This is a genomic window from Cryptosporangium aurantiacum (assembly GCF_900143005.1).
GTDB lineage: Bacteria > Actinomycetota > Actinomycetes > Mycobacteriales > Cryptosporangiaceae > Cryptosporangium > Cryptosporangium aurantiacum.
Window position 1 is genome coordinate 177935 of the sequence record NZ_FRCS01000003.1, and the last position, 20397, is coordinate 198331.

Annotated in this window: 20 protein-coding genes; 4 read left to right on the forward strand and 16 right to left on the reverse strand. The window is 70.2% G+C overall.

Features of this window, described 5'->3' with window-relative positions; translation table 11 throughout:
* Positions 1 to 487 precede the first annotated feature (487 nt).
* The 6 genes from BUB75_RS11685 to BUB75_RS11705 form a co-directional block, all read right to left on the reverse strand.
* Positions 488 to 931: a hypothetical protein gene (locus tag BUB75_RS11685; protein ID WP_143175156.1), complete on the reverse strand. Its 444-nt coding sequence runs from the start codon at positions 929 to 931 to the stop codon at positions 488 to 490.
* A gap of 399 nt (positions 932 to 1330) precedes the next feature.
* Positions 1331 to 2389, reverse strand: a complete 1059-nt coding sequence (locus BUB75_RS11690; protein WP_073255747.1) for an Hsp70 family protein — start codon at positions 2387 to 2389, stop codon at positions 1331 to 1333.
* 77 nt (positions 2390 to 2466) lie between these two features.
* Positions 2467 to 2646, reverse strand: a complete 180-nt coding sequence (locus BUB75_RS47025) for a hypothetical protein (RefSeq protein ID WP_143175157.1) — start codon at positions 2644 to 2646, stop codon at positions 2467 to 2469.
* A gap of 317 nt (positions 2647 to 2963) precedes the next feature.
* A complete protein-coding gene (locus BUB75_RS11695; RefSeq protein ID WP_073255750.1) occupies positions 2964 to 3491 on the reverse strand; it encodes a flavin reductase family protein in 528 nt (175 codons plus the stop codon).
* A complete protein-coding gene (locus BUB75_RS11700; RefSeq protein ID WP_084740876.1) occupies positions 3488 to 4234 on the reverse strand; it encodes a pyrimidine reductase family protein in 747 nt (248 codons plus the stop codon). The genes BUB75_RS11695 and BUB75_RS11700 overlap by 4 nt, the downstream gene beginning before the upstream one ends.
* Positions 4235 to 4333: 99 nt before the next feature.
* Positions 4334 to 4843, reverse strand: a complete 510-nt coding sequence (locus BUB75_RS11705) for a hypothetical protein (protein WP_218617440.1) — start codon at positions 4841 to 4843, stop codon at positions 4334 to 4336.
* A 434-nt stretch (positions 4844 to 5277) separates the two neighbouring features.
* Here BUB75_RS11705 and BUB75_RS11710 point away from each other — a divergent pair, with 434 nt between their 5' ends.
* Positions 5278 to 5673 (forward strand): ATP-binding protein, encoded by a 396-nt coding sequence (locus tag BUB75_RS11710; protein WP_073255759.1) that lies wholly within the window; start codon positions 5278 to 5280, stop codon positions 5671 to 5673.
* Positions 5674 to 5783: 110 nt separating this feature from the next.
* Positions 5784 to 5957, forward strand: coding sequence for a CsbD family protein (locus BUB75_RS11715; RefSeq protein WP_073255762.1), 174 nt, complete (start codon positions 5784 to 5786; stop codon positions 5955 to 5957).
* Positions 5958 to 6044: 87 nt separating this feature from the next.
* On the opposite strand, the gene BUB75_RS11720 is transcribed toward BUB75_RS11715, so the two are convergent.
* From BUB75_RS11720 to BUB75_RS11735, 3 genes are all read right to left on the reverse strand, one after another.
* Positions 6045 to 6827, reverse strand: coding sequence for a GAF and ANTAR domain-containing protein (locus tag BUB75_RS11720; RefSeq protein WP_218617441.1), 783 nt, complete (start codon positions 6825 to 6827; stop codon positions 6045 to 6047).
* 282 nt (positions 6828 to 7109) lie between these two features.
* The gene (locus BUB75_RS11725) at positions 7110 to 7781 is read right to left on the reverse strand and encodes a GAF and ANTAR domain-containing protein (protein ID WP_073255765.1); all 672 of its coding nucleotides are present in this window, start codon (positions 7779 to 7781) and stop codon (positions 7110 to 7112) included.
* Between the two features lie 654 nt (positions 7782 to 8435).
* Entirely contained in the window at positions 8436 to 9254 is an 819-nt protein-coding gene (locus BUB75_RS11735; protein WP_073255771.1) for an RNA polymerase sigma factor SigF, read from the reverse strand.
* 370 nt (positions 9255 to 9624) lie between these two features.
* Here BUB75_RS11735 and BUB75_RS11740 point away from each other — a divergent pair, with 370 nt between their 5' ends.
* Positions 9625 to 9990: a hypothetical protein gene (locus BUB75_RS11740; protein ID WP_073255774.1), complete on the forward strand. Its 366-nt coding sequence runs from the start codon at positions 9625 to 9627 to the stop codon at positions 9988 to 9990.
* Positions 9991 to 10077: 87 nt separating this feature from the next.
* The gene (locus BUB75_RS11745; protein WP_073255778.1) at positions 10078 to 10758 is read left to right on the forward strand and encodes a DUF6766 family protein; all 681 of its coding nucleotides are present in this window, start codon (positions 10078 to 10080) and stop codon (positions 10756 to 10758) included.
* Positions 10759 to 10953: 195 nt separating this feature from the next.
* Here the strand turns inward: BUB75_RS11745 and BUB75_RS11750 are convergent, their stop codons facing one another.
* From BUB75_RS11750 to larE, 7 genes are all read right to left on the reverse strand, one after another.
* Positions 10954 to 14268 carry a PAS domain S-box protein gene (locus BUB75_RS11750; protein ID WP_178379841.1) on the reverse strand — a complete coding sequence of 1105 codons (3315 nt, stop codon included), beginning with the start codon at positions 14266 to 14268 and terminating at the stop codon, positions 10954 to 10956.
* A 359-nt stretch (positions 14269 to 14627) separates the two neighbouring features.
* A complete protein-coding gene (locus BUB75_RS11755; protein WP_073255784.1) occupies positions 14628 to 15047 on the reverse strand; it encodes a hypothetical protein in 420 nt (139 codons plus the stop codon).
* Between the two features lie 269 nt (positions 15048 to 15316).
* The gene (locus BUB75_RS11760; protein WP_073255787.1) at positions 15317 to 16090 is read right to left on the reverse strand and encodes a ZIP family metal transporter; all 774 of its coding nucleotides are present in this window, start codon (positions 16088 to 16090) and stop codon (positions 15317 to 15319) included.
* A gap of 220 nt (positions 16091 to 16310) precedes the next feature.
* Positions 16311 to 17546, reverse strand: coding sequence for a glycoside hydrolase family 1 protein (locus BUB75_RS11765; protein ID WP_073255789.1), 1236 nt, complete (start codon positions 17544 to 17546; stop codon positions 16311 to 16313).
* A 55-nt stretch (positions 17547 to 17601) separates the two neighbouring features.
* Positions 17602 to 18828: a nickel pincer cofactor biosynthesis protein LarC gene (gene larC, locus BUB75_RS11770; protein ID WP_073255792.1), complete on the reverse strand. Its 1227-nt coding sequence runs from the start codon at positions 18826 to 18828 to the stop codon at positions 17602 to 17604.
* Positions 18825 to 19496 carry a nickel pincer cofactor biosynthesis protein LarB gene (gene larB, locus BUB75_RS11775; protein ID WP_218617442.1) on the reverse strand — a complete coding sequence of 224 codons (672 nt, stop codon included), beginning with the start codon at positions 19494 to 19496 and terminating at the stop codon, positions 18825 to 18827. Before larB ends, larC begins: the two co-directional genes overlap by 4 nt.
* Complete coding sequence (gene larE, locus BUB75_RS11780) at positions 19489 to 20325, reverse strand: ATP-dependent sacrificial sulfur transferase LarE (protein ID WP_073255798.1); 837 nt, start codon at positions 20323 to 20325, stop codon at positions 19489 to 19491. Before larE ends, larB begins: the two co-directional genes overlap by 8 nt.
* Positions 20326 to 20397 lie beyond the last annotated feature (72 nt).

A 20397-nucleotide genomic window follows, 5' to 3' on the forward strand; every position in this document is an offset into this window, starting at 1 on the left:
AGAAATACCGGCCGACCGGAAACTTTCAGCGCTCCCGTTCCAAGAAGAAAATAGCCCGGTCGGTGTCCATATTGATGATGTATACGCAGTCGTAGGCCGCCCAATTCCTGAAACTCACGTATTCTTGTCCCTTCGCCGCGCAGCTTTCGGCCGTGTGATAGTACAGCTGGGGATTGAGTGTGATGGTGTGGTCCCCGTGCCGCACAGAGGCACCCTGAGCAGGGACGGAACCGAGTGCGCCACTCGCAAGCAGGCCGAGACCGGCGGCGACCATGGTCGATCTGGCGAACAATATATTGCCTTCCCTCAAATTGTGTACTGCCAGGAAAAGACGATAACGCGGATGCCTCCGAAAGAGCGTGTTTGAGAACCGCGTCTGGCGTGTCGGAATGACTGTGGAGGCTCGGTCTCGGCGGCCGGTTCTGCGCACGGTTGTCGTCCGGCTGTCCGACCGTCGGTCTGACCTCGATCTCTGGGAGTCGTGTGGTCAGGTAGTGGTGCGGGTGAGCACGGTGTCGACGATGCCGTCGAAGATCAGCCGGTTCCCCGCGCAGGTGAATTGTTCGATCGCGTCGTCGCTGCCTGCCGGTACCGGAAATTGCTGATGCAGAGCTCCGTTGCGGGTGATCCGCAGCCGCAGATTACCGCTGGTCCGGGTGAGGTCGAGCAGCAGCGATCCACGGTCTATCCGGATGCCGTACCGGTAGGTGTTCGCACCGGTCAGCGTCACCGCGTACCTCGAGCCGCCAGCAGCGGTGAGTGCCGGCCGGTCCGCGGGGTGGTTCTCGCTGGCAGTCCCGTCCCGCCGGAAGGTATAGGTGCCACCTCCCCCGCCCTCCGCCACGTAGCCGCGCTTGTCGGCTCCGAGGACGACCTTGCCGTAGTCGGTCACCGTCCACGATCCCAGCAGGCACTCCCGTGCGATCTCCACGCGCGTCCGGGAGGGTGTCGGCGACGGCGCGGATGCCGTAGCCGTGGCCGCTGATCGCGACGATGGCTGGGCTGGCGTGTCGCGGCTCGTCGGGCCCGTGAGACGGTTCATGGCGATCAGCAGCGGCACACCGGCAGCCACGATCAGCACGGCAAGGATCAGCACTACCCTGCCCGGCCCAGGCTCCGGCGTGGGGTCGGCGTCCGCGTGGCGATCCGGCTTGGCCGCAGGCCGCCGATCAGGGAGCCCGCCGTGCCGGAGAGTCTCATCCGTGCCGGGTCCGTCCGGGGAACCCGTCAGGGAGCCCGCCTCGGTCAGCGCGAGCGCACTGGTCGCTGCCTCAACCGGCAGGGACACCGGTGGTTCGTCCTCGCGCCGCAGGGCAGGCAGAGCGGGGAATTAGGCGTCGGCGGGGACCTGCAGGGAACCCGCGGCCACGGCCAGCTCCGGCCGCTCGACCACGGTCGGCGCCACATCCAACGCGCGGTGGATCATCGTGGCGACAAGAGGAATGCGTGAGGACCCGCCGACCAGCAGCACGGCGGCCAGATCCCGCACCGCGAACCCTGCATCGACGATCGCGTTGCGGGTGACCTCGACCGTGGCCGCGATGAACGGCCTCGCGATTCCCTCGAACTCCTCCCGGCCGAGCACTGTCTCGTCGTCGAAGAGCGGCACGAACATCGTGGTCGACGCCGTGCGGGACAGCGCTTCCTTACCGGCGCGCACCTCCTGCATCCACTGTCGTCGCGCGCGCCGGTCGACCGACGTCTCCGGGTGGGTCAGCCGCTGCCAGAGCGGGCGGTCGCGGCCGGTGTAAACCTGTTCGATCGACGCAGCCACGGCGGCGTCGATGTCCAGCCCGCCGACGTCGGTCAGGCCGCGGCCGGCAAGGACCTGCAGGCCGGCCGCGGTGTGCTGCACCACCGACGCGTCGAAGGTGCCGGCGCCGAAGTCGTACACCACGACCGGCGCCTCGGACGGCGCCCGCCGCAGCAGACCGGCGGCCGCAGCGATGGGCTCAGCGGCCATAGCCACCGTGCCGAGACCGGCCTGTCTGGCCGCGGCGGCGAGAATCGCCCGCCGGGGCGGCCCCCACTCGGCCGGGCACGTCAGCACGGCTTCGTCGCCGTCGGTCCAACCTGCCTCGGTGGCCACCCGCCGCAAGATCGCGGCGAGCAGATCCGCGACCGGCACCTCGACGGCACCGAGGAGAACCGCGGTGTCATCGATGCAGCGCTTAGGGTTCGGCTCGAGCGACTCCGGCGCTGCCTGGGCGCGGTGCAACGCATCGCGGCCGGTCAAGAGTTCACCCGAAGCCGGATCGCGCCAGATCGCCGAGGGAAGGATCTCCGAACCGTCGAACAGCACCGGTCGCGGCGCCTCCTCCGCGTCCGCGACGACGGCGACCGTATTCGCGGTACCGACATCAATCCCGACACGCCGACCGCGCCCCACCCGACCAACCTACCGGCAGCGCCACCAGCATGTCCTCTGCCTCGAATCGTCACTCGCCCAGCGACAGAAACAACTCGTTACTGGTTCGTGGAACTGCGATCGGCGCCCATCAACCCGACTGCTATGAGCAGCACCGCGGCGAGCGCGATGCAGAGCAGGAACGGAATCATCGGTAGGTCGGCAAACGCACTGGGCCGCCAGAGGATCAGCAGAGTCGCCGCAAGTAACAGCGGGAGGGAGACCACCCCGGTTGTCACCAGTTACCGGGACCGGACGCCTTTGGCGACGGGGCCCGAACCCCATCGGGCCCCGATGGCGCTGCCCAGCACCAAGAACATGACGAATCCGATGCCGAAGGGCATTCCGGCACCGGTACCAGCACTGAACAAAATGATGAGACCGGCGCCGCAGACTGCCGAAGCGACGACGTACAACACTGAGGGGCTTTCTTCGATCCGCGATCCCCGACCCTCTGAGCACACAAACCCATCGAGCACCGCCGTCGGGCCTCGGCGGATCGCGTCGGACTAGGGCCTCATCGTCGAGCCGGTGCCGGCGTCTCGGCGGCGTCTCGCTAGCTGGCGGCGCGTTCGGTGGGCGGGCCGTGTCGTTCCTCGTTGCCGTGGCCCGGCTCGAGGTGTGCGGCCTGAGACAGCCGGAACGGCGTGAACGGCTTCCCGTGCCGGGCCGCGACTACCTCGGCGGGCAGGCAGACATGGTCGCCTCCCTCGTCGAGCAGAGCGCTACGGCGTACTACCAGCACATTCGGGCAGTCGGTGAGAAGCGGGACCCCGCCAGTTCCGGTTTCGGTCGGGAGGTCGGCGAACTTGTCGACGGTGTCACCGCTCATCGTCCCGAAGTGGGTGGCGAGTGATAGGTCGCCGGTGTCCAGGAAATGCAGCGCGAGGTAGTCCGAGCGCAGCGCGACCCGGTAGGTGTGGTTGGCCTTGGACAACCACACGCAGTAGCGCTCCGGCGTAATGCTCGACTGGGCATGGAAGCCGACCAGGCAACCCGCCCGCTCGTCGCCGACCGCCGTGGTGACCACGATCAACGGCGGGTCGAGCGCGGCCACCAGCCCGCTGAACGCTTCGGTGGTCATCGTGGTCCCCGTTCGTAGCGGAGGAAGAGGGTGTCGCCGTCGGCGAGCACGTGCCGCAGAGCGAACGGAGTGACCGGTGCACCGGCCGGGGTGACCGAGACCGGCAACGGGTCGCCGCCCATCACCGGGGAGATCGTGAGACAGAGCTCGTCGAGGAGATCCGCGGCGACCAGTTCACCGAGCCAGGTGGGTCCGCCCTCGCAGACCACGACCCGGTGGCCGAGCTGGGCGAGACCGGCGAGCGCCGCGGCGGGCTCGACGCGGTCGGTACCGGCCAGCACCACCTCCGCCGCGCCGCGGGCCGCGGCCAGCCGATCGGGATCAGCGCTCTGACAGGTCACTACCATCGTCCGGCGATCGGCCGGAGTGTGGGTGAACATCTTCGCCGACCAATCCAGGTCCAGCGAGCGGCTCACAATCGCGATCGCCGGAGTGTCCGACTTCCCCGCGGCCCGCCGCGCCGCGACTCGCTCAGGGGGCAAGGTGACCGGGCCGTATCCTTCTGCGCGCACGGTCTGCGCGCCGACCAGCACCACATCGGCCAGAACCCGCATCAGCCGGAACAGCTCGGCGTCGGGCGCGGTCGAGAGCTGACCGACTCGGCCGCCGATCGCCGCCGAGCCGTCCAGCCCGCCGACCATGTGGCCCATCACCCAGCAACCGAGCCGGCCCGGACGCCGCTCCACCGCTACATACGGCGCGAGCGGATCAGAAACACTCTCGCCAGTCGTGAGTACGTGCACGGCACTCCCTCGTCGCAGCCCGATGGCAATACCGTGCCCGACCCCGGCCCACGCCGAGCGGCTATTCCCATAACCGGACGAGGGTCACATCAGCAAGACTTACAACACCGACTGGTAACTGGAAGGTGCACGGGCCCACAGCCTGACCGCTGCCTCTCGATCGCCGCCCCGCGACCACGGACTGATCAGCGCAAGCAGCCAGGCGCCCGAGGTCACCGGCCTCGATTCCTCACTGGGGTCGAGAGCTACGGCTATCGCGGCTGTCAACGCCCGCTGCGCCGGCCATTCGGCAGGAACAAGGTCGAGGCAGAACCACCACGACTCGTCCGGTCCGGGACGGAAGACGGCGTCCGCGACGGAGTCCCAGCCCACAATCACATCGGGGTCGGCTGCCCGGGCTCCGCGCTCACGGGGAAAGGCGCCGTTGTGCCGAACGCCCTCGGAGCCCAATTCCATCGCCCGGCCGTCGCGAACTGTCCGCCACCGGCGACGAGCAAGCAGATCGGTGAGGCCGTCGGACAGCATCGGCGCACCCCGATCCACCAGCCACACGCCGCGCAGCACCCACAGGAGGTAGGCCAGAACTCCGCCGTCCGCGGCGCGGATCACGAAGACACCTGCGATGGCCACAACGTCAACAGCAGCCCGAGGACGCTCTTCACCAGCCCGAGGGGTATCGAGCGGCCACGATGTACGAACTGGATCGTTGCCGCCCGACGAACGACCATGGGCAAGGACGGTAGCAGCGAGGCCTGGCCGTTTGAGGCCAACGCACACCTGCCCCCCGTGCGCGGTGGGCCTGCGCCGCCGACCACGGCCGGGCCGTCCGGCTGTTCCCCTCGAGGGCCTTCCCGACGATGCTGTCGGGATGGACGCCGGCGTCGCTCACCAGGACGACATCGCCGTCCTGGCACTGCGGGTACCGTGACGTGCCGGGATCACGGGCACTCGGCCGGGCGCCTGCTGTCCCGTTGTGACGTTTCGGGGGCACTCGGTGAGGCATCCCTGCCGCGTTGGTCAGAATCAACGAGGAGCCGCACCGAGTGAACGCCGAATCCTCCTGCGACAAACCCCTGCTCGCGGAGGAGTATCCACCGCTCGCGGGGGCCGTCACCGAGGTACGCCGCACTGTCCGGACAATGCTGACGCAGTGGCAGGTGCCCGGGCCCGCCGCCGAGGACATTCTGCTGGTCGTCGAAGAGCTGCTCGCCAATGTCATCGACCACGCGCAAACCCCGTTCCGCATCACCGTCGACCGCCGCGGTTCCACGGTTCAGGTCGCCGTGCGCGACCGCAGCTGCGCACCACCCCGAATGCGCGAGGTCGATCTGACGGCACTACGTGGACGCGGTCTGCGTCTCGTCGCGGCGATCGCGCAGCGATGGGGCTACGACGGCGAGGACACCGGCAAGACGGTCTGGGCCGAAGTCGCCGTCTGACCGGCCTCACCGCGTCAGCCAGGCCCGGGCCGATTGCGCCGCGGCTAGGCGGGTATCCGGCCGCATGCCGGGGCTGCGGTAGGCGGACCGGCCGACGAGAGGACCACCACATGGGTGCCGAGGACAAGCTGAGCAATAAGGCCGAAGAACTCGGCGGCAAGGTCAAGGAAGGCGCCGGCAAGGCGACCGACGACAAGGACCTGGAAGCCGAAGGCAAGGGCGACCAGGCCGGCGCCAACCTCAAGCAGGCCGGCGAGAAGGTCAAGGACGTCTTCAAGTCCTGACCCTGCAGCAAGAGAACCGGTCGGCCGGCTCATCGCCGGCCGACCGCCTGCTCCGAGGTGCACTCCCCGTCGCGCAGCGGGCGTCGGTCAGGTGTCGATTGCGGGGCCACGCTGAGGCGCACCGGGCCGGTAAACCGCGGGGCGCTGCGCCCGGGCCACCAGGCCGGCCGCGACATCACGCAGTTTGCGGTTGGTGTGCTGCGACAGGGCAGTCAGCTGGTTGAACGCCTCTTCGGCCGAGCAGCCGCGCTGTCCCATCAGGATTCCCTTAGCCTGCTCGATCACCGCCCGGGACACCATGGCCTGGCGCATGCCCTCGGCCAGCTCGGCCGTCGTAGCGTACAGATGCGCGTTGGCCACCGCGACCGCCGCGTAGCTGGCGAAGAGCACCGGGACGTCGACCGTCTCCGGAGAGAAGGCGTTCGGAGTGTCCCCGTAGAGGTTCAACGCGCCCAGGACGTGCTCCTGGATCGGCAGCGGGACCGACAACCCGCTCCGGGCGCCACGAGAAAGGGCCTCGGGACAGTAGTGGGGCCACCGCGTCTCGGCCGCCATGTCCGGGATGAGCATGATTTCGCCGCCGCGCGCGGCATCCAGGCAGGGCCCGTAGCCATGGCGATACTGGCGTTCATCGAGTTCCAGCGCGAGCGGACCGGTGAACGCTGCGGTGCTCGGCCGGTCGTTCACGATCAGCGTGACCGAGGCTTCGGTCACGCCCGGGATCACGTCCCGCGCAAGGGTCCCGACGCGTTCGAGGACCTGCTCCAGAGACAGGTCCGCGAGGGCGATCCGGCCGAGTTCGGCGATCCCGGCTGCGGCCGCGGCCGGCAGCGCGACACCGCCGCCGGGCAGGCGGTCACAAGCTTCCACGTTGTCTGATGCTTCCCGCTGCGGGAAACGCCGGCCCGCGACGCGGTCGAGCGGCGTTTCGTCACGTCCTCCGCCGGGATTCGACGAAGGTGACGAGGCCCGTGGGGCCCCGTCTCTACGCCGCTCCTTGACGTCGCCCCGCCGCTTCGTACCGCCGGGGCAGCGTCACAGTACCCGCCCGCCGCCCGCCGCGCCTCTCGAGCGATTACCCGCCATCGGCAAAGACCCCGTCCACGGTGCAGAGGACGGGCCGAACGCGACAGCCGGGTGCCCGGAGTGTGATCAGACCAATCGCTTCACGGTCCTGATCGCCATGGCAGGCAGAGGAACGCCGGCGTCGGCAGCGCGCACCCGAAGCGAGAGATAGGCCTCGTGCGCCGAGCACCCTTGACGACTCACCAGCATGCCGATGGCCCGCTGGATCTGATCCCGGACGGCGAGAGCCTTCACCACTCCCGTCGCGAGGTCTCCGGCGCCGGACGCCGGCTGCTCGGTAGACGACGCGTGGGGGGTCGACCCGGCGGAACCGAATGCCGCCCGGACATGGCCGGTCAAGTCGGTCATCGCGGTCCGATCGCGCCCGTAGAGGTTCATCGACGCGAACGCGTGGCCGCTTCCGGCGAACAAGGGGATCGACAGCGAGGACTGCAACCCTATCCGCCGCGCGACCCGGCGGAATCCCGGCCACCTCATCGTCATCGCGACATCCCTGACCGCGACCGGGGTAGCCGAGTCCAACGCCTCCAGACAGGGCCCCGTCCTGTCGGCGTACTGCGCGTCGTCGAGGGCCGCAGCCAGCGGGTGGGTCGCCGCGACCGTGGTGTAGGAGTCCTCGCGCAACACGGTGGTCGACGCGTAGCTCACCGCCGACAGGTGCTCCGCCGCCAACCGTGCGAGCTCGACGAGTTGCCTCTCCACGTCCGACGCGTCGTCGGGCGTGCTGGCCAACTCCACCAAACTCCGGGTGAGAGGCCCGTTCTCCGGAAAGTCCTCCTGATGAGGTCGCCGCCGCACCGTCGTCACAGCGCGGCCCGCCCACGGGCCAGACCCGTACGCGCAGCGCGGACGCCAACGGCACGCCGGAAGCGTTTCGGGAGATGACGGCAGCGCCGAATGTCGCCGAGACCAGCGCTGAAAGCCACCATGCCCAATCCCGTTCTCCCGCGCCCTGCACAACGGGAACCGGATACCCACAGATTCGCCAGGGGAACACGGAACCGGCCCTTTCGTACCGCGGCAATGGGCATCAGGGCCTTCCAACCGCGAATCGTGCATTCAGGTCACAGCTTGTGTGCACACGACCGCAAGTCGTGTGGCGTTTCGCCGGGCTTCACCGGCCCCGCGCGGGCCCTCCACACCTCGGCGGTCTCGGTCGCTGCCGACCTGCGCCGGCTGTTGATCTCCCCCTTCGCGCGACCGACGAGCATGAACGGGCTCAGTCATCCGGCCACCTCCCTGACGCCGACGCCGTTCGAGGCGTTGTTGGCGGTCGCGCGCCGTTGGCCGGCGGACCGTGCGCCGGCTGAGTCGGCGGTCGCGTTCCCGCATGGGGGCTGGCCGAGCATCGTCGTTGTGTCGGCTGCAGTCGGTCGGCCCGTGCATGCGTTCTCAATCCTCAGCGAGGAGCTGAGTGCGTAGCCGCGCGAGCGTCGTGGCGAGTAGCCGCGAGACGTGCATCTGGGAGATGCCGATTTCCTGCGCGATCTGGCTCTGCGTCATGTCGGCGAAGAAGCGCAGTCCCAAGATCTGTCGTTCTCGTTCGGGCAGTGCCGCCAGCAGCGGCATCAGCGCTTCATGGTTCTCCACGAGGTCGAGGGCAGGATCGGCGCCGCCGAGTGTCTGGCCGAGGGATGGTGCCTCCGCCTCGCCCCCGAGAGGAGTGTCCAGCGACGTCGACGCGTAGGCATTGGCGGCCTGCAGCCCTTCGATGACCTCCTCGATCGGGATACCGAGATGGGCGGCCAACGTCCGGGCGGTCGGAGCCCGGCCGTCGCGCTGGGAGAGCTCGTTGATCGCGAGCCCGAGCTGCAGATGCAGTTCCTGAAGCCGTCGGGGAACCCTGACGTCCCAGCCGAGATCGCGAAAGTGCCGGCGGACCTCCCCGGCGATCGTCGGAATGGCGTAGCCCAGGAAATTCACCCCGCGGCCAGGGTCGAACCGATCAATGGCTTTGAGCAGGCCGAGCCGCGCTACCTGAATCAGGTCCTCAAAGGGTTCACCGCGATTGCGAAACCGCCGGGCCAGATTCTCAGCAAGCGGAAGATGAAGCCCTACGAGCCGCTCCCTGAGCGCGGCACGCCTCGGATCGGCGGGGTCGAGTGCCGCGTAACGCCGGAACAGGGGCTCGACGTCGGCGTAGCGGTCGTAGCTCCTGCCGACGTCACCCAACTCCCCCTCGGCCGAGGAAGGACCTGTCTCCACCGCCATGCCGCTCCTCCTTCCCCCGCGGTGACCACTCCTCCGCACGGTGTTCCGGCAATCGCGAGGGGCCCGCAGAGCACAGCGCGGTGGTCGTGCACCCTCGATAGCCACTCGATACCCCTGCCAACCGCCACGAGCCGGGCGCCGTGGCCGGATCGACGGGATCACCGGAGTCGTTGAGGCTCCCGCCATCGATTGAGTAGACCCGTATGCGGTCAGTCGCGCAGGGTCGTCCTCGCGTCGCGCCGCAGCGTGAGTGCAGGACCGGCGCCGACCACCCCCGGCGCACTTCCTGAGGTGTAAATAGCGTGTCGGTGGTGATGTAACTGTTGTGACGAAATGGCCGGGGTGCCGAGCGCTGGCCGTCGCTGGGGCCATGATCGCTCTGGGCGGCTGCGGAGTGCTGGAATCGGTGCAGCACGAGGCACGCGATGCCGCCACCCGTTTCGCCGCGGCCGTGGACGCTAGGCAGATGTCCGCGGCGTGTGTGCAGCTGGCTCCGGCGACGCGCACGGAGCTGGAGTCGGACGAGCAGAGTTCCTGTCCGGAGGCGCTGCAGACCGCGAAGCTGCCACCCGCTGGTTCCGTGGGGCGCGTCGATGTCTACGGTCAGCAGGCCCGGGTGGTCTTCGACGGCGACACGTTCTTCCTCACCCGCACGTCCGGCGGGTGGAAGATCACCGCGGCCGGTTGCCGGCTCCAGTCCGGCGAGGTCTACGACTGCACCGTGAAAGGCCGGTGAGCGTGCGATGCGCGCGATCTTCCTCGGATGCCTGCTGCTGATCGGCGTCGGGCTGGGCTGCTTTTTCCTCCTCGGCGGACTGCACCGATGAGCCGGCTGAGCAGCCTGCGCAATCACGGACTCGGCCTGGGATTCCTGCTGCTCTTCGGGGCCGCCCTGATCGGGCAGGCCTTCGCCGGCCACGCCGCGTTCAACGCCGATCAGGCCGGCAGCGGCCTGCCCGGCATCTCACTGGGCCGCTACGTCACCTCGGCCTCATTCGCCGCCGACGTCGCGGAGAACTGGCAGTCGGAGTATCTGCAGTTCTTCCTCTACATCTTGCTCACCGTGTGGCTGGTGCAGCGTGGGTCCCCGGAGTCCAAGCCACTGGCAGACGTCGGCACCGAATCTGACGAACAGCAGCTCACCGGCGCCTATGCCCGGCCGGACTCCCCGGCACCGGTCCGCCGCGGCGGCTGGATCGGCAGCCTCTACGGCCGGTCGCTGGGGCTCACGATGGGCGCGATCTTCCTGCTGTCCTGGCTCGCGCAGTCCGTGGCCGGTGTCGCGGCCTACAACGAAACCCAACTGCGAGAACTTGAAGCCCCGGTGAGCTGGGCACAGTACGCGGCATCCGCCGACTTCTGGAACCGGACTCTGCAGAACTGGCAGTCGGAGTTCCTCGCGGTGGCCTCCATGGCGATCCTCTCCATCTACCTGCGTCAGCGCGGTTCACCGGAATCCAAACCGGTCGGCGCCGCGCACTCGGCCACCGGCACCGAAGGATGAAACCCCGGACCCCCGGTCCGGGGCAGCAAACGCTGGCGAGACCGCATTCCACCGGAATTGGGCCCTGGCGGGCGCGTTCAGCGACCGGCGGGCGAGAACTTCCCGGCCGCGGACGAGCTCGGCCGCTGCACGTGCGAAGTGCTGCCGGTCACATCGCCGGAAGGCCGGCGGTCGCGGTCGCAGAGCGGCCGCCAGTCAGGTGACAGGCAGAGTGAAACTGATGAGAGTGCCGCCGCCGGGATTGTCGGCGGCGGTGATGGCGCCGCCGTGGCGGTGCACGATCTGGTGGCAGATGGCCAGTCCGAGTCCGGTGCCGGCGTAGGTGCGATGGGCGTTGACGCGGTAGAAGGTGCCGAAGACGTGGGGTTGGTCAGCGGCGGGGATGCCGATGCCGCGGTCGGCGACGTGGATCCGTGCGTGGCCGGGCTGGTCGGCGCCGAGTTCGGCGGTGATGTCGATGGTGGCGGGCTGTCCGGGCCGGGTGTATTTGAGGGCGTTGCCGATGAGGTTGTCCAGTAGTTGCCGGGTCAGGACCGGGTCGGCGTGCACGATCGGTAGGCGGCTGACCCGGATGCGGGGTGGTTCGGCGCCGGCTGCCGGCAGGTGGGCGGTGCGTTCGGTGACGATGTCGGCGACGACGGTGTTCAGGTCGACGTCATGGGGCTGGAGGTGGCTGTCGCGGGCGGTGGCGTAGCCGAGCAGGTCGTCGATCAGGTGACGCATCCGGTCGACGCCGGCCTGCAGGCGGGTGAGCATCGTCCCCGTTGCGGCGGCGTCGCTGGCGTTCTCGGAGCCGAGGGTGTCGGCGATCAGCTCGGCGTATCCGGCGATCGCGGCCAGCGGTGCCTTGAGGTCGTGCGCGACTACCCCGGCGAAGGCTCGGAGCTCGGCCTCGCGCTCGCGCAGCGCGGTGATGTCGTGGGAAGCGGCGACGGCGCCGATGATCGCGCCGTGGGTATCGCGCAACGGCCGGGCGTGCAGCAGCAGCGATCGGCGTGTCCCGTCCGGCCGCGGAATGGTGGCCTCGAGGCCGTCGACGTGGGTGCCGTTCAGGGCCTGCATCAGCGGGGTCTCGCCGACGGGCACCGGGGTGCCGTCGGGGTAGGCCAGGGCGACTCTCGGGATGGCCTCGGTGATGGACAGGGGTCCGTCGCCGGATGGCAGCGCGCGCCGGGCATTGCGATTGGCGTGCACGATCGTGCCATCGGTGTCGCAGGTAATGACCGTGACCTCGATCGCGTCGAGCACCTGGGTCAGGTAATCCTTGTGAACCGCGAGCTGGTCCCGGGCGGTGCGCAGGCGATCGGCGGTAGCCGCCAGATCCGCCTCGACCGCCTTCCGGCGGCTGATGTCGGTGCAGACTCCGTCGACGAACAGCCGGCCGTGCTCGTAGCGGGCTGAGGCCCGGGTCCACACCCACCGGGTGACGCCGTCGTAGCCGAGCACCCGGCATTCCACGGAGGCCGAGTCACCCGCCGAGACCTGGGCGTGGAACGCGGCGAAGGCGGGCAGGTCGTCGGGGTGCATACGGTCGGCCAACACCTGAGCAAGGTCGGCGTCGGTGGGCAGATCACCGCCGAAGACCGCGCTGCCGTCGGGGCTCGCGTACACGCTCTGGACCGTGCCGTCGGGGCGAATCTCCACGGTCCACAGGTAGTCGTTGACCTGTTCGACGATGCGGTCGAAGTCGCGGCGGGCTGCGGCGAGCGCGAGAGTGAGCTCTTCGGCGCGGCGCCGTTCCACGAACCGGCCGAGGTGGGCGCTGACCGCATCAAGCATCGCCAGGACGTCCGGGTCGTGCGGCAGATCGGCGTCGGTGAAGAAGGCCAGCACGCCCAGTACGCGCCGGCCGCTGCGTACCGGCACGCCGATTCCGGTCTGTAGCCCGGCCCGGCGCGCGGCGCCCGCCCGGGTGAAGTTCGGGATGTCCCGGGGCAGCGCGCTGCTCCAGACCTCGGTGCCGCGCTGCCACACAGCCCCGGCCAGGCCCTGACCCCGCTCCATGGCCAGCGGGCCGTCACCGGTGAACACCGTCAGGTCCCGGCCGGGCGCGGTCCACGAACTCACCCGGGCGATGCAGCTTCGGTCGTCGCTGACCTCCCAGTACTCGCCGCACGCCCAGCCCAGCTCCCCGGCGATCGCGGCGACCGCACCGATCGCGGCCTGCTGCGCGGACGTCACTTCCGAGAGCACTTGGGCCACCGCGTGCCGGGCACGGCGCAGACCCTCGGCACGGTGGGCCTCGGTGACGTCGTGCAGGGCCACGACCGCGCCGAGGCGGCGCCCGTCGGGAGTGACGATCGGGCCGGCGTTGGCAAGAAACCGCCGGAACGCCCCGTCCTGGCCGTGCACCGCGAGCTGCTGACCGCGCACGGTTTCCCCGCGCAGCGCACGCATCACCGGCAGCTGCGAGACACCGAGGCGGGTGCGCTCGTCGGTGCCGTAGACCTCCAGTTCGCCGGCCCACGTCTCGAGGTCGCGTGGCTGAACACCGCCGTGGCTCTCGCTCATCGCCCGGTTGACCACCAACAGCTGCCCCGACGGATCGCAGGCGGCCACCCCGGTGTCCAGGCTGTCGAGCACGGTGTGCAGGAACGTGCGCTCGTCGGCCAGCCGCCTGCGCTCCTCCTCCAGCTGGACCTGAGCCGCCTTCCGGGCAGTGATGTCGTGCAGGAACGCATGGAACCTCGGTTCGCCGCGCTCCACGCTGACCTGCAGGGTCATCTCGATCGGGAACTCCCGGCCGGCGTGGTCGACTGCCGCCATCTCCAGCCGCCGACCGGCCAGCGCCGACACCCCGGTGGCCCGGACGCGCGCCAGCCCGGCCTCGTGCGCGGCCCGGTACTGAGCGGGAACGATCAGCTCGGTGACCGGCCGGCCCAGCGCCTCGGCGGCGGAGAATCCGAACAGGTGCTCGGCCGCGGCGTTCCAGGCCGTGACCTGCCCGGCGGCGTCGATGGACACGTAGGCGTCATTGGCGCTGTCGAGGACCGCCTGCATGCGGGCTGCCGTCAGCAGCACCTCGCCGTGCGCCAACCGCAGTGCGATCTCCGACTCCGCCGCGGCCGCGAGATCCCGCAGAATCTCCAGCTCCTCCTCGCTCCACTGCCTGACCTTGGTGTCGGTCACGCAGAAAGAACCCAGCACATGACCCTCGGGACTGTGCAGCGGGAAACCCGCGTACGCGATCGCGTCGTAGTCGACGATCGCCGGATTCGTGCGCAGCCGCTCGTGCGTCCGCGCGTCGGCGACCACCAGCGGAGCGTCGTCGGCCACCACATACTTGCAGTACGAGTGCGACAGGGGCGTCTGCCGCGACACCGCCAGCTCCCCGGACAACCCGCAGTCGCTGGCGAAAACCTGACGATCGGCCTCGACCAGCGACACCAGCGCCACCGGCACCCGCAGCAACCGCGCCGCCAGCGCCGTCAACCGATCCAACGACGGCGCCGGAGCCTCGCCGGTCAATCCGGTGGCACGCAACGCCCCCAGCCGGGCTTCCTCAGCCACCCGGCCCGACGCGCCAGAAGACCGACCCGACGTCATAATCCAGCCCATCGGCCACCACCGCGGCTAGCTGAGGAAGCTTCTCCTCTCCAACCTCCGGCGGAGGCCGCGCACGCACGATTTTGGCCCCAACGAGCCCGCGCGCCGCCTGCAGAGCCGTACTCGCGGCGCTTCCGAGCGCCGCCTCACAGGTGAATGGTGACGCCGCTCAGAGAGCCTCGGGGTCGCATCGGCACGCTCGCCCGTGGAGCGTGGGCTCTGACCACCGCGGCGTCTCGGCCGCGACGTGCTCGGGCGACGCCGACGCCGACGCTCACCTACGCGTCAGGTCAATCCGACGACACGCTGCCCGCGCTCAAGTCCTACGCGGCAGACAGGAGCCAGAACACGGCCATCGCGGCGACCACCAGCCCGCCCAGCCGTACGGCGATCCGTCGTCGATGGCGGGCGCGGACGTCGTAACCCGGGTACACCGCCACCCCCATCGCGTGCGGAACGTCCGGCCCCTTCACCGACAAGTACACCGCGTCGTTGAGGAGCCACGCCGCGGCGGCGAGCCCCAGCAGCACGAGGCTGTACCTGGCCGGCACCGGCCACCCCGGACCGGCGAAGCCGAACAGCACAGCCCCGTCGACCGCGAGTAGACCCAGACCCAGCACAAGGCAGATCAGCTTCTCCGACAGGAACAGCGAGTTAGGCAAATCCCGGAACAGAAGGAACAGCGCCACCCAGACCACGACGAGCTGAGCCACCACGAGCGCAAGCCACGCTATCCAGGTCATTCCAACCCCGCTCCCATCGACGCGACCCTGGCCGACGGTCCACATTCGAGTCGACCACAGGGTACAGAGACCCGCGGCCCTCGGAGCGGCCTGAGGCGAGCACGCCCACGCGCCGTGCCTCACTAGGCGACATCGACCTGGCGACCGCGCCGTGAGCCGCCGCGAGTTCTGTGGCCCCTCGTGAATGCATGCGTCCCGCGCGGCGGCTCGCGGCGTTTCGGCGAAGAGTCCTGCGAGAGGGCGCGGAGCAAGCAGGCATGCAACCGTGCTCAGAGGGTCGCCAAGACGAACGACAGCACGAAACCCGCGGTGGTGCTCAGGGCGACGAGTGGGCCGCCCTTCTCGTAGGCCTCGGGCATCAGGGTGTCGGCCAGCGAGGCGAGTACGGCGCCGGCGGCGAATGCCAGCGGCAACGAGATCGTCTCGGGTGACGCGGTGGAGAGCGGGCCGGCGCCGACCACCACAGCTAGGGTCAGGAGCGCTGCGCAGGCCAGCCAGGTTCCGAACACGAAACGCTGGGAACGTCCCTGTTCTCGCATGGAGGCACTTCCCACCAGGGCTTCCGGGAAGTTCGAGACGAAGATCGCCGCGAGCAGCGCCAGCCCTCCCGTGCCTTCCCCGAGCGACACCCCGAGCGCGACGTTCTCCGGAACACCGTCGAGGGTGACGGCGGCCAGCAGCGCCAGCCCGGCGGCTCCGGAGGTCGATGCCGATGACGGTGCCCTGTCTGTGGCCGCGGCGTCGGGATCGAGCTTTTCACTGCCCTCGGACTCTTCGTGTCTGCCGGCCGCTACCCGATCCAGCCACGCGCTGAGAATCGTGAAAACCACCGCACCGACGATCAAGCCGACAGCCGCACGCCAAATCCCCCCGTGCTCGTAGGCGTCCTCGAACAACTCGAAGGCCAGGGCTGTGATGAGCGCCCCGGCCGCGAACGCGAGCATTCCCGCCAGCACCGCCTTGGGCAGCCGGATCCGGGCACCGACCAACGCGCCGAGAACCAACGCACTCGAGGCGATGACACCGAAGATGAGCGCATCCATGACCGCTCACTACCCGCGCGTAGCACCGAACACTCGCTGCAGGCCCCCAGGCGACAGCCTCGAAGCACTGGGGTTCGGCAGACCCCCAGCGATCCGGCCGACCGACTGTAGGTCTTCCCACAGCCGGCGACCCCCATCACGACGATCGTGGGCACTGCGTCCGCCTTCCAAGCCCTGGTTCGGGCTCAAGCCGTAGGGGGCGGGACCCAGCCCCTATAGGTCACACGCCGTTGGCCGCCGCGATCTCACCGAGTCGCCGCGCGCTGGGCTTCGGCGTCCGGACGAACGTCTCGCGGTCCACGGCGATCAGCCCGAAGGTCGGGCGGTATCCCAGGCTCCACTCGTAGTTGTCCAGCAGCGTCCAGTGCAGATAGCCGCGGACGTCGATGCCGTCGGCGACCGCCCGCTGCAGACCGGCGACCGCACCTTCGAGGTACTCCACCCGCTGGGCGTCGTCCGTGGTGGCGATGCCGTTCTCGGTGACCAGCAGCGGCGTGCCACCGGTCACGTCCCAGGCCTGCCGGAGTGCGATCTCCAGCGCGTCCGGGCGGATCGTCCAGCCGACCAGCGTCGTCGGCTCGCCGGGAGCGGGGCCCTCCGGGCCGTTCGGCCCCACCCGCTTGGTCGTGTAGGACTGGACGCCGAGGAAGTCGTCGTCCTTGCAGACGCCGAGGAACTGGTTCTCCCAGAGGTCCCGGGCGCGGGCGCACTCGGCCTCGTACCCGGGCTCGGGCGTCAGCGCCTGCATGGCGAGCGACCAGCCGACCTTCGCCGACGTCGTCTTCCGCACGATCTCGCGGGCACGCTCGTGGGCGGCGACGAGGATCGCGGCGACCTCGGGCTCGGGCGGCGGCAGCGCACCGGCGACGAGATGCTCGGACGAACCCGACGGGGTGAGTTGCGCCCGCGCGGCCGCCATCGCGGCGGCCGGATCCGGCGCGGCGAGGAACTGCCCCATCCGCAGGATCAGCGTCAGCATGTTGGGCTCGTTCATCGTGACGACGTGGCCGACACCGTCGAGAATCGGCGCCACCGTCTCGACGTAGCGCGCGAACTGGTCGACGGCGTCCGGCTGCCGCCACGCGCCGGCGCGGGTGAACCAGACCGGGTGGACGAAGTGGTGCAGCGTGACGACCGGCTGCACGCCCTGGGAGATCGCGTACTCGATCATTCGCCGGTAGTGGGCCAGCTCAGCGCGGGAGACCTGGCCACGTACCGGCTCGATCCGCGCCCACTCGATGCTGAACCGGTAGGCCGTGTAGCCGAGGTCGCGGCACAGGTCGATGTCCTCGCGCCACCGGTGGTAGCTGTCGCACGCGTCTCCGCTCGGCTCCGCGACGAGCCCGAGTCCGGCGTGCTCCAGAGCCCAGAAGTCGCCGGCGACGTTGTTGCCCTCGATCTGGTGGGCGGCCGTGGACGCGCCCCAGAGGAAATCCGAGGGTAGGGACTGAGACATTTTCCGAACCTCCGCGATCGACGCTGACCAGGCCATTAGCGGCGACCGGGCGGCGTTACGGCAATCGGTTGCCAGTGGTTGCCCGGAGTCCGCCGAGCACCGCGGCGTCGGCGCCGACCACGAGGCCGGCCGCTGCCGCCGCCCGCACGGCCGCGGCCAGTACGTCGCGTTCCGGTCGTCGCTGCCGCCGCGCCAGCGCCGCGAGGTCCTCGAACTCGGGCATCACCTGGACGAGCACACCGTCGGCGTAGCCGACCTTGACCGCCACCGGCTCACCCCACACGTCCACGTCCACGAACGCACGGGCGAGCGCGGTCTTCCGCCGAGGCGACTCGCGGACGCCGAGCGTGCTGGTGTGCCGGAACATCGCCGCCCGCAACGGGTCAGCACGCACCGGGTCGCAGAGCACCGACAGCGTGTGCGCCGGGCGGCCCTTCTTCATCACGATCGGCACCAACCACGCATCCGACGCACCGGCCTCCAACAGCGCGGACAGCACACCCGGCCAGAGCCTCGGGTCCAGGTCGTCCACGTTGGCCTCCAGCAGGACCGCGCCCCCCGGTTCCGCCGCCTCGACCTGGCCCAGCAGGACACGGACGACATTCGCCCGGCCAGGCGTATCCCGCGCCCCGGCACCCACCCCGACCGCGTCCACCCGCATCGACGGCACCTCCTCGCAGCGCTCCGCGAGCGAGCGAACCAGCGCCATTCCGGTCGGCGTCGCGAGTTCGCCCGCTCCCCCACCCCGCACGCGCCAGCGCCGCGCGAGCTGCGCGACGGCCGGAACCGGCACCGGCAGCTCGCCGTGCGCGGTGCGCGTGCGCCCCGATCCGACGGCGACCTCGCCGGCGGACACGGATTCGACGCCGAGGTCGTCCAGGGCCGCGCAGACGCCCACCACGTCGGTGATCGAGTCCAGTGCCCCGACCTCGTGGAAGTGGACGTCCTCGACCGGCGTGCCGTGCACGGCCGCCTCCGCCTCGGCCAGCAGCGCGAACGCCGCGACGGCACGGTCCCGGACCCGCCCGTCCAACGGTGAGAGCAGCGTCCGGATTTGCGTCCAGGTCCGGTGCGGAGGTGCCGGTTCCCGGGGGTCGACGTGCGCTTTCAGCGCCCGCAGGCCTGCCCGGGTGACCGGCGCGACGTCGACGATGACCTCCCCGGGCACGACCGTGTCTACGGCATCGCGGACGACGTCCAGCCGGGCGCCGGCGTCGAGCAGGGCGCCGAGCAGCATGTCCCCCGCCACGCCTGCGGACGCGTCGATCCAGAGGTGGCTCACGCCGGAGCGGCGATCTGCGCAGCCAGGTGGCCCGCGCCGTAGCCGTTGTCGATGTTGACGACCGCCACCCCCGGTGCGCACGCGTTGAGCATCGTCAGCAGCGGCGCCAGACCGCCGAACGCCGCGCCATAACCGACCGACGTCGGCACCGCGACGACCGGTGCCGAGACCAGGCCCGCAACGACGCTCGGCAGTGCGCCGTCCATGCCGGCCACGACGACGATCGCCCGGGCCCGCCGGAGATCGGCCACTCGCGCCAGGATCCGGTGCAGCCCTGCCACCCCGACGTCCACGACCAGCTCGGTCGGCCGCCCGAGGTAGCGCGCGGTGAGTTCCGCTTCCCGGGCCACCCGCAGGTCGGAGGTACCGGCCGCGACCACGGTCACCAGGCCGCCGGTGGCTACCGGCGGCGTCGGTGGCCAGGCCAGTAGCGCGCCGTCGGCGTCGTGACGGGCGTCCGGCAAGGCGGCCAGCACAGCCTCCGCATGCGCGGCCGAGGCCCGCGTGAACAGCGTGACGATGTCCGGACGCCCGCGCACGGCAGCCGCGATGGCACCCACCTGCGACGGCGTCTTGCCCTCGCAGTAAATCGCCTCGGGATAACCGCGCCGTGCAGTGCGCCCGAGGTCGAGCTCCGCGAACGCGGCGAGGTCGCCCACGTCAGTCACAGCCCACCTGCACAAGCGGCAGCGTGAACGCTCCGGACTGCACGCCGGCGAGGTCGACGGCAGCAAACCGAAAGCCGGCGGCGACGATCGCCGCGTGGACCGTCCCCCGCAGGGGCTCGGAAACCGCCCGGATCAGGTCGTCGGGCGACAACTCGATGCGGGCGACGTCCCCGTGGTGCCGCACCCGCAGGTCACCGAAGCCCAGCCGGCGCAGCGCGGCCTCGGCGCACTCGACCTGGCGGAGCTTCTCGGGGATCACCTCGGCGAAGTGCGGGATGCGGGAGGCCAGGCAGGGTGCGGCCGGCTTGTCCGCGCACGGCAGCCGCAGCTCACGCGCGATCGCGCGGACCGCCGCTTTGTCCAGGCCTGCGGCGACCAGTGGCCGGAGTACCCGGTGGGCGGTGGCGGCCCTGCTCCCCGGCCGGTCCGGGCGGCGTGCGTCGTCGGCGTTCTCCCCGTACGCGATCGCGTCGAGCCGGTGCGCAACGTCGACCTCGTCGCCGATCCGGCTGAACAGTTCGTCCTTGCAGTGGAAACACCGATCCGGGCCGTTGGCGCGGTAGGCGGCCCGCTCGCCCTCGTGCGTCGCCACCTCGACGACCGGTACGCCGAGAAAGCGTGCCACCTCGTGCGCGCCGGTCCGCTCGTCGTCGGCCAGACTCGGTGAGACGCCGAGAATCGCTAGCACCCGGTCGCGGCCGAGCGCACGGGCGGCGAGAGCGGTCAGCACGGAGGAGTCGACGCCGCCGGAGAACGCGACCCCGAGCCGGTCGACCCCGGTGAGCAGACTTCCGATGCGCGCCGTCGCGGCAGTCAGGAGCTCCGTCATGTGCCCCATTCATCGCCGCTACGGGCCGTTTGGCAAGCGGTTGCCACATGTTCCGCCGCTGGTTATCGTCGA

Bases quoted from the DNA above. Each gene is read 5' to 3' on its own strand.
- BUB75_RS11695 (WP_073255750.1), bottom strand. From the start codon at position 3,491: ATGACCACCGAAGCGTTCAGCGGGCTGGTGGCCGCGCTCGACCCGCCG.
- BUB75_RS11715 (WP_073255762.1), top strand. From the start codon at position 5,784: ATGGGTGCCGAGGACAAGCTGAGCAATAAGGCCGAAGAACTCGGCGGC.
- BUB75_RS11735 (WP_073255771.1), bottom strand. From the start codon at position 9,254: ATGGCGGTGGAGACAGGTCCTTCCTCGGCCGAGGGGGAGTTGGGTGAC.
- BUB75_RS11740 (WP_073255774.1), top strand. From the start codon at position 9,625: ATGATCGCTCTGGGCGGCTGCGGAGTGCTGGAATCGGTGCAGCACGAG.
- BUB75_RS11745 (WP_073255778.1), top strand. From the start codon at position 10,078: ATGAGCCGGCTGAGCAGCCTGCGCAATCACGGACTCGGCCTGGGATTC.
- BUB75_RS11755 (WP_073255784.1), bottom strand. From the start codon at position 15,047: ATGACCTGGATAGCGTGGCTTGCGCTCGTGGTGGCTCAGCTCGTCGTG.
- BUB75_RS11760 (WP_073255787.1), bottom strand. From the start codon at position 16,090: ATGGATGCGCTCATCTTCGGTGTCATCGCCTCGAGTGCGTTGGTTCTC.
- BUB75_RS11765 (WP_073255789.1), bottom strand. From the start codon at position 17,546: ATGTCTCAGTCCCTACCCTCGGATTTCCTCTGGGGCGCGTCCACGGCC.
- larE (WP_073255798.1), bottom strand. From the start codon at position 20,325: ATGACGGAGCTCCTGACTGCCGCGACGGCGCGCATCGGAAGTCTGCTC.